The 6,508-nt window shown below is 70.2% G+C and carries 6 protein-coding genes and 1 pseudogene; 3 read left to right on the top strand and 4 right to left on the bottom strand.

Going from position 1 to position 6,508, the window contains the following annotated elements:
* The 3 genes and pseudogenes from GUI43_RS32960 to GUI43_RS32950 all read left to right on the top strand — a co-directional run.
* A pseudogene (locus GUI43_RS32960) lies at positions 1-523 on the top strand (serine/threonine protein kinase); the annotation flags it as partial.
* Complete coding sequence (pknB, locus tag GUI43_RS32955) at positions 520-2,337, top strand: Stk1 family PASTA domain-containing Ser/Thr kinase (RefSeq protein WP_112601213.1); 1,818 nt, start codon at positions 520-522, stop codon at positions 2,335-2,337. The pseudogene GUI43_RS32960 and the gene pknB, both read left to right, overlap by 4 nt.
* A gap of 19 nt (positions 2,338-2,356) precedes the next feature.
* The gene (locus GUI43_RS32950) at positions 2,357-3,052 is read left to right on the top strand and encodes a SanA/YdcF family protein (protein ID WP_112700684.1); all 696 of its coding nucleotides are present in this window, start codon (positions 2,357-2,359) and stop codon (positions 3,050-3,052) included.
* Between the two features lie 340 nt (positions 3,053-3,392).
* Here GUI43_RS32950 and GUI43_RS33615 read toward each other — a convergent pair whose 3' ends face one another.
* The 4 genes from GUI43_RS33615 to GUI43_RS34850 all read right to left on the bottom strand — a co-directional run.
* Positions 3,393-3,767, bottom strand: a complete 375-nt coding sequence (locus tag GUI43_RS33615) for a hypothetical protein (RefSeq protein WP_112583985.1) — start codon at positions 3,765-3,767, stop codon at positions 3,393-3,395.
* Between the two features lie 409 nt (positions 3,768-4,176).
* Positions 4,177-4,827, bottom strand: a complete 651-nt coding sequence (locus GUI43_RS32940) for an aminodeoxychorismate/anthranilate synthase component II (RefSeq protein WP_112584016.1) — start codon at positions 4,825-4,827, stop codon at positions 4,177-4,179.
* Between the two features lie 2 nt (positions 4,828-4,829).
* Complete coding sequence (locus GUI43_RS32935) at positions 4,830-5,111, bottom strand: hypothetical protein (protein ID WP_112583986.1); 282 nt, start codon at positions 5,109-5,111, stop codon at positions 4,830-4,832.
* Positions 5,112-5,115: 4 nt separating this feature from the next.
* On the bottom strand, positions 5,116-6,508 hold a 1,393-nt coding region (locus GUI43_RS34850), incomplete at its 5' end, for a class E sortase (RefSeq protein ID WP_249037921.1).

Raw genomic sequence — 6,508 nt, 5'->3', positions numbered from 1 at the left:
CCGGGCCCAGGTGCCGCAGGCGCACCAGATGCGACCGCCGACTGCCCGCCCGCCGGTGGCCGGAGCGAGGCCGACAGCGATCGCACCCGCCCAACAGCCACGCCCCACCGCCGTCGCGCCGGCCGTCCAGCCCGCCCGACCGCAGGGCGCACCGAACGGCTACCCACGCGGTGCGGCAGCGGTGCCGTCCGGGCCACCCCGGCAGGAACACCCGCCGGCGTACGTCCGGCAGGCCGGCCCGGCGACGCCGTCACCCCAGCCCCAGCGGTCCCGGCCTGGAATGGTGCTTCTCGCCATCCTGCTGGCCGTGCTGGTCCTGCTCTGCTCTGGCGTGATTTCCTACAACCTCCGGAAGCAGTCGCAGGCCGGTGTATCCGCCGGGCTGGCGCCGCGCACCGTGGCGTCCGGCGCGCTACGACTCGACGGGCGCGACGATCCGACCCGGACGTCGTACCGTCGAGAGGTACGACTCCAGCCGGACGACGGCGGGACGACGACGAGCGAAGGACGACAGACGCGATGACAGCGCAGGCCCGCCTGCTCGGTGGCAGGTACCAGGTCGGCGAGCTGCTCGGCTATGGCGGCATGGCCGAGGTGCACCGTGGTCGCGATCTCCGGCTCGGTCGGGACGTCGCGATCAAGATGCTCCGCACCGACCTCGCCCGGGACGCGACGTTCCAGATGCGGTTCCGTCGGGAGGCGCAGAACGCCGCGTCACTCAACCACCCGGCCATCGTGGCGGTCTACGACACCGGCGAGGAGACCGCGCCGACCGGTGAGACGCTGCCGTTCATCGTCATGGAGTTCGTCAACGGACGGACCTTGAAGGAGGTCCTCGGCGCCGAGGGGCGACTGCAACCGCGCCGCGCGCTGGAGATCTGCGCCGACATGTGCGCCGCACTGGAGTTCAGCCACCGGCACGGCATCATCCACCGGGACATCAAGCCCGGCAACGTGATGCTCACCCAGACCGGCCAGGTCAAGGTGATGGACTTCGGCATCGCCCGGGCGCTGGCCAGCGGTGCGACCACCATGACCCAGACCAGTGCGGTCATCGGCACGGCGCAATATCTCTCCCCGGAGCAGGCACGCGGCGAGGCCGTCGACGCGCGCTCCGACGTGTACGCAGCCGGCTGCGTGCTCTTCGAGCTGGTCTGCGGGCACCCGCCGTTCGTCGGGGACAGCCCGGTCAGCGTCGCGTACCAGCACGTACGGGAGACGCCGCCTACGCCGAGCGACATCAACCCGGACGTCACCCCGGCCGTCGACGCGATCGTGCTGAAGGCGCTGTCGAAGAACCCGCTCAACCGCTACCAGAGCGCTGGCGAGATGCGGGCCGACCTGCTCCGCGCCGCCGCCGGCCGGCCCGTGCTGGCCACCCCGGTGCTGCGCGAGGCGGAGACGGTGGCGATGGCCCCGGCCGGTGGCGGGGGCGGCTATCCGGCTTCGGGCCGTGGGCCGCAGACCGGGCAGATCCCGGCCCGGGTGGGCGACCCCCGTCAGCGCAAGGCGTCCTCCTGGCTGATCGCGATGTTCAGCGCGGTCGGCGTACTCGCGGTGATCGCCCTGGTCGCCGCCCTGCTCTGGAACATGCAGCAGGACAAGGACCTGAAGTCGGTGCCCACCCTCACCGGCAAGACCCAGGCCATCGCGGTCACCGAGATCAACAACCTCGGATTCAAGCCGCAGGTCGGCGAGGCGGTCTTGGCAAACGACTGCACCAAGGGCACCGTCGCCAAGCAGAGTCCTGCCGCGGGCACCCAGCTGAAGCCGGCAGACACGGTGACCATCCAGATCTGCGACGGCAAGCCGGACGTGAAGATCCCCCCTGGCCTGGTCAACTCCCAGATCGAGAACGTGAAGCGCCAACTCGATGACCTCGGGTTGCGGGTCGAGGAGAAGCCGGTTGACAACCCCGCTCAGGAGGGGATTGTCATCAAGGTGTCTCCGCCGTCGGGGACGACTGTGGCGCCGGACAGCAAGGTTGTCGTCGAGGTCTCCCGGGGCAACGTCAACAAGGTGCCCAACGTGGTCAACTCCACTCGGGACGAGGCCGCCGAGGAGCTCCGCGAGGCGGGCTACAAGGTCTCGTTCAAGGACGGAGAGGAAGTGCCGGCCGATCAGGCCGGGCGGGTGCAGAAGCAGAACCCGGTGGGGGGCACCGAACTGGCCAGGAACAAGACGGTCACCATCGAGATCGGCATTCCCGAGCCGGAAACCGACCCGACGCCCACCGTGACGCCGACGGGCACGCCGACGGGCACGCCGACAACTCCCGGCAACGGGGGCGGCATCGGTCTGCCGTTCCCGCCCCCGCCGAGCCGGCCCCAGGACTAGGCCACCCGCGGGCATCGGCATGACCGAGACCGAATCGTCCCCGGTCGGGGCGGTACGGCGGTGGCCTCGACGCCTCCGCTGGCTGGCCCTCGCAGGCCTCGTCCTGCTGGTGCTCGCCAGTTCCCCGTGGCTGTGGACGACTCTCGCCGCACGCGGCCACCTGTACGACGCCACCGACGCGCCGACCGCCGACGTGGTGATCGTGCTCGGCACCGAGGTGGCGGCCGATCGGCAGCGGCCGGGTGACCGTCTCGCCGGCCGCCTGGACACCGCCGCCGAACTGGTGACCAGCGGACGGGCCACTGTCGTCCTGGTGTCGGGCGACGGCGGCGGCGCGTCCGGCGACGAGCCGGCGGTGATGACGACGTACCTCGCCGAGCGCGGTGTCGACAGGCGTCGTGTGGTGGCCGACCCGTTCGGCCTGGACACCTACGACAGCTGCGCGAGAGCGCGCGAGGTGTACGGCGTCGAGCGGGCGCTGATCGTCACCCAGTCGTACCACCTGTCCCGGGCGGTGACGCTGTGCCGGCAGCTGGGGCTCGACGTCGACGGGGTGGCCGCCCGCTGCGACGGCTGTGGTGCCGCTCTGCTCGCCGAAAAGTCGGTTCGGGACTACTTCGCCAGTGGCAAGGCGGCCTGGGACGCGGTACGCGACCGACCGCCTGCGGTGCGCTCGCCTGCGAATCCTGCGGTCCAGAACGCGTTGCGTGGCTGAACGGTCTTACCCGTTTCCGCAGGTGGGCTTTTAATGGCACATTCGACCGGATGCTTGCGGAACCTGCTACGACAAGACCGCGACCTCGTGCAAGGCTGCCGTCGCCATTGCCCCGCTACTGCAATGGTTGTGGACCTTTGAGGACACGGCCTGAGGGTGTGCGCGAGGCCTCCTGGTTGAGATTCAGCACTGTCGCTGAACCGTCTACCGGAGACCTCGCTACACCTCGATCTTCGACACTGACAAGTCACATCAGTTTAGACACTGCTGCCGACTTCAACACAGGCTGTAGTCGGTTGCAACAAAGCTACGGCGAGGGGATGGCCCATTCTCGCAGGTGTCATCCGTAGTAGTTGACCCAGCTTGAACAGTAGTCGGGGCCAGTGACCGATTCGCAGACCCGATACCGGTATGGCGCATCGAGGTAGCGCACGGTGCCGCACCCGGCGGCCGAGCCGTTCCCGTCCCCGACCGTCTCGTTCTGCGCAGCGTCGGTCCAGTCGACCTCCACGTACACGCCATGCCCGTCGGCCTCGTTGTCGCACGCCGACACCTGGTGCAGGCCGTCGACAGGCGCAATGCAGCCCCTGTCATCTCCCTGCTGCACGCAGCTGCCGGCGGCTTGGGCAGGCCCCGCCCCGGCGACGATGACCGCAGGCATTAGCGCTGTCAGCAGCGCCGTGAGCGTCAGACCGACTCTTCTGGAATTGATCATGATTCCCCCGCCTCCTTGCTTTTCTGCCATGCCCCGAATTGGGCTCGCAGCAACTTCGGCCCACTCGCGTGGGCGCTATGCCGCAGGCCCGACCAAGCATAGTGGACGGTGATCGATTTTAGTTGCCCGTGGCCGGTGCGACGACCTCGCTCGCCGCAAGGAAGCCGGCATCGCAGCCCGCGTCGGGTTCGCTACGAAACCCGCCTTGGGCCTGCGGATGCTCGAGCGCGCCCATCGACGAGGTCTGACTTGCTGGTGAACCTGATCGCCACCATCCGACCTTTTCGACCACATACCTACTCGGGAAGTGGCAATCAGACAGGCCGGGCGTCGTATTGACGTCGCGCTTTGGCCTCACAGGTCCATTCTGGCCGTGATGACGACGGGCTCTGAAGGATCGGCGTCTGCCTCAGGCGGTGGCGAAGGCCGCCCGACGACGGGCGTCGACCTCGGCGGCCAGCGCGGGTGCCCGCTCCAGCGCCTCGGGGTGACCGCAACTCGCCAGCCAGTTGGCCAGCATCAGGTGACCGCCCTCGGTGAGCACCGACTCCGGGTGGAATTGGACGCCCTCGATGGGCAGCGTCCGGTGCCGCATCGCCATCACCACGCCGGAGCCGGTCCAGCCGGTGACCTCCAGCTCGTCGGGGAGCGTCTCGGGCAGCACTGCGAGCGAGTGGTACCGGGTGGCGGTGAACGGGTCGGGCAGACCGGCGAGTACGCCGACCGAGTGGTGTCGCACCTCGGAGGTCTTGCCGTGCAGCAGCTCGGGGGCGCGTGTCACGGTCGCCCCGAAAGCTTCGCCGATCGCCTGATGGCCGAGGCAGACGCCGAAGATCGGCAGCTTGCCTGCGTACTCCCGGATGACGTCCAGGCAGATGCCGGCCCGGTCCGGGCTGCCCGGCCCGGGCGACAGCAGGATGCCGTCGGCGCCAACCGTGCCCACCTCGGCGACGTCGATCTCGTCGTTGCGGCGGACCTCGCAGTCCACGCCGAGCTGGCCCAGATACTGCACGAGGTTGAAGACGAAGGAGTCATAGTTGTCGATCACCAGGACGCGCATGGTCACCTGCTCGGGGAGGGAGGCGCGGAGTTGTTCTGGTCGGTGTCGTACGGCAGTTCGTGCTCGTCGCCGGCCGGCGTCTCCCCGGTCACCGGGTCGCCGCCGCCACCCGTCTCGGCGGGTACGCCGGACTCGACCTGCACGTCGTCGAAGGGCAGCAGGGGCTCGGCCCACGGGAAGGCGACGTACCACAGCAGGGCCACCGTGGCGGCCACCAGCAGCACCGAGCCGGTCAACTTCCCGACCACGCCGAACGGCAGCTTGCGCCAGATGAACGCGTACATCGGGTCAGCCTCCCAGCTCCGCCGGCCGGCCCGCGGACTTGGGTTGGGTGCGGTCCAGTTCGGCATGGATGATCAGGCGCTGGTAGTTGTCGAACTTCGGGTTGCACGTGGTGAGGGTGAGCATCCGTTTGGTCGCCTTCTTGTCCGGCTCGCCGGGCACCGGCGCCACCACCTCGACCTGGGTCGGCCGGACGATCCGGGACTGCGACACCCGGTAGACGTACCAGTCGGTCTTGCTCTCGACCACGATCGGGTCGCCCTCGTCCAGCTCGTCCAACCGCCAGAAGGTGGCCCGGTTGCGGTGGCCGGCGACGGAGAAGTTGCCCACCTGGCCGGGGAGCGCGCTGGTCGGGTAGTGGCCGGGGGCGAAACGGATGTCCTGTTGGGTGACCCCCTCGACGACGACCCAGTTCTTGTCGAGCTTGGGGATGTAGAGGCCCGCGAGCGGCTTACCGCGTACCGGTGGGGAGGGTTTGACGCTCGGGCCCACCGACGGGGCGACAGTGGGGTCGTCGGTCGGGCCCCACGCCTGGGCCAACTCGTTGTTGAGGTCGTTCTGGTGGGCGTCGACGATGGCCGACTTGCCCCAGACCTCGTAGCCGGCGAAGAGCAGGACCACCAGGCCGAAGGTGATCAGGACTTCGCCGGTGACGCGGACGCCGGTGCGCAGTCGCGAGCCGAACGACGGGCGGGTCAGCTCGGAGTAGACGCTCTTGTAGCCCTCGCCGGTCTGGTGTGGCCGGAGTTGCACCACCCGCTCGCCGCGTCGGGGTTGGGGAGGGTCGGCGGGGTTGGCGCTGGCCGGCTCATCCGGGACGGCGGTGCGGGGGACGGCCCCCATCAACGCGGTCGAGTCCATGGTCGGCGGCCTGGTGGCCGGAGTGGCGGGCACGGCCGGAATCAACGCGGTGGCTGCCGGGTCCGCGCCGCGATCCCCGCCAGCGCTCGGCGGGACCCGGCCCGGCCCGGTCGGCGGGAAGCCTTCCGACCCGGCCGCTGCGACGCGGTCGGGGGCGACCGGGGAGACCGGGGTGGCCGGGGTGGCCGGGGTGGCCGGGGAGCCGGTGGATCGGGCGGACCGGTCGGTGACCTGCGGAATGTATGCGGTCGGCGAGTCGGCCAGCGGCGGCGTCGAGGGCCCGGAGGAGACAGGCCGGCTCGGCGTGCCGGAGACCGCCGGCCGGGTCGGCATCGGCATCTTGCCGGGTGTGGCCGGGCGGGTCGGCGCGGCACCCGGCGGTCGGGTCGGTGTGGCACCCGGTGGGTTGCCGGTGCCCGGCGGTCGGGTCGGTGCGGCGCTGGGCGCGGTCGGTCGGGTGGACGCGGCGTTGGTGCGGGTGGGGCTGCGGTCGACGTTGGGTCGGTGAGGGTGCCCGGTGGGTGGCGGTTGAGCGGAA

This window comes from Micromonospora noduli, assembly GCF_003264365.1.
Lineage (GTDB): Bacteria > Actinomycetota > Actinomycetes > Mycobacteriales > Micromonosporaceae > Micromonospora > Micromonospora noduli.
Note: the sequence above shows the minus strand (reverse complement) of the source record. Positions and strands in the feature narration are given on the sequence as shown.

What these genes read in the sequence shown, in the direction of transcription:
- pknB (WP_112601213.1), top strand. Translation starts at nt 520, where the DNA reads ATGACAGCGCAGGCCCGCCTGCTCGGTGGCAGGTACCAGGTCGGCGAG.
- GUI43_RS32950 (WP_112700684.1), top strand. Translation starts at nt 2,357, where the DNA reads ATGACCGAGACCGAATCGTCCCCGGTCGGGGCGGTACGGCGGTGGCCT.
- GUI43_RS33615 (WP_112583985.1), bottom strand. Translation starts at nt 3,767, where the DNA reads ATGATCAATTCCAGAAGAGTCGGTCTGACGCTCACGGCGCTGCTGACA.
- GUI43_RS32940 (WP_112584016.1), bottom strand. Translation starts at nt 4,827, where the DNA reads ATGCGCGTCCTGGTGATCGACAACTATGACTCCTTCGTCTTCAACCTC.
- GUI43_RS32935 (WP_112583986.1), bottom strand. Translation starts at nt 5,111, where the DNA reads ATGTACGCGTTCATCTGGCGCAAGCTGCCGTTCGGCGTGGTCGGGAAG.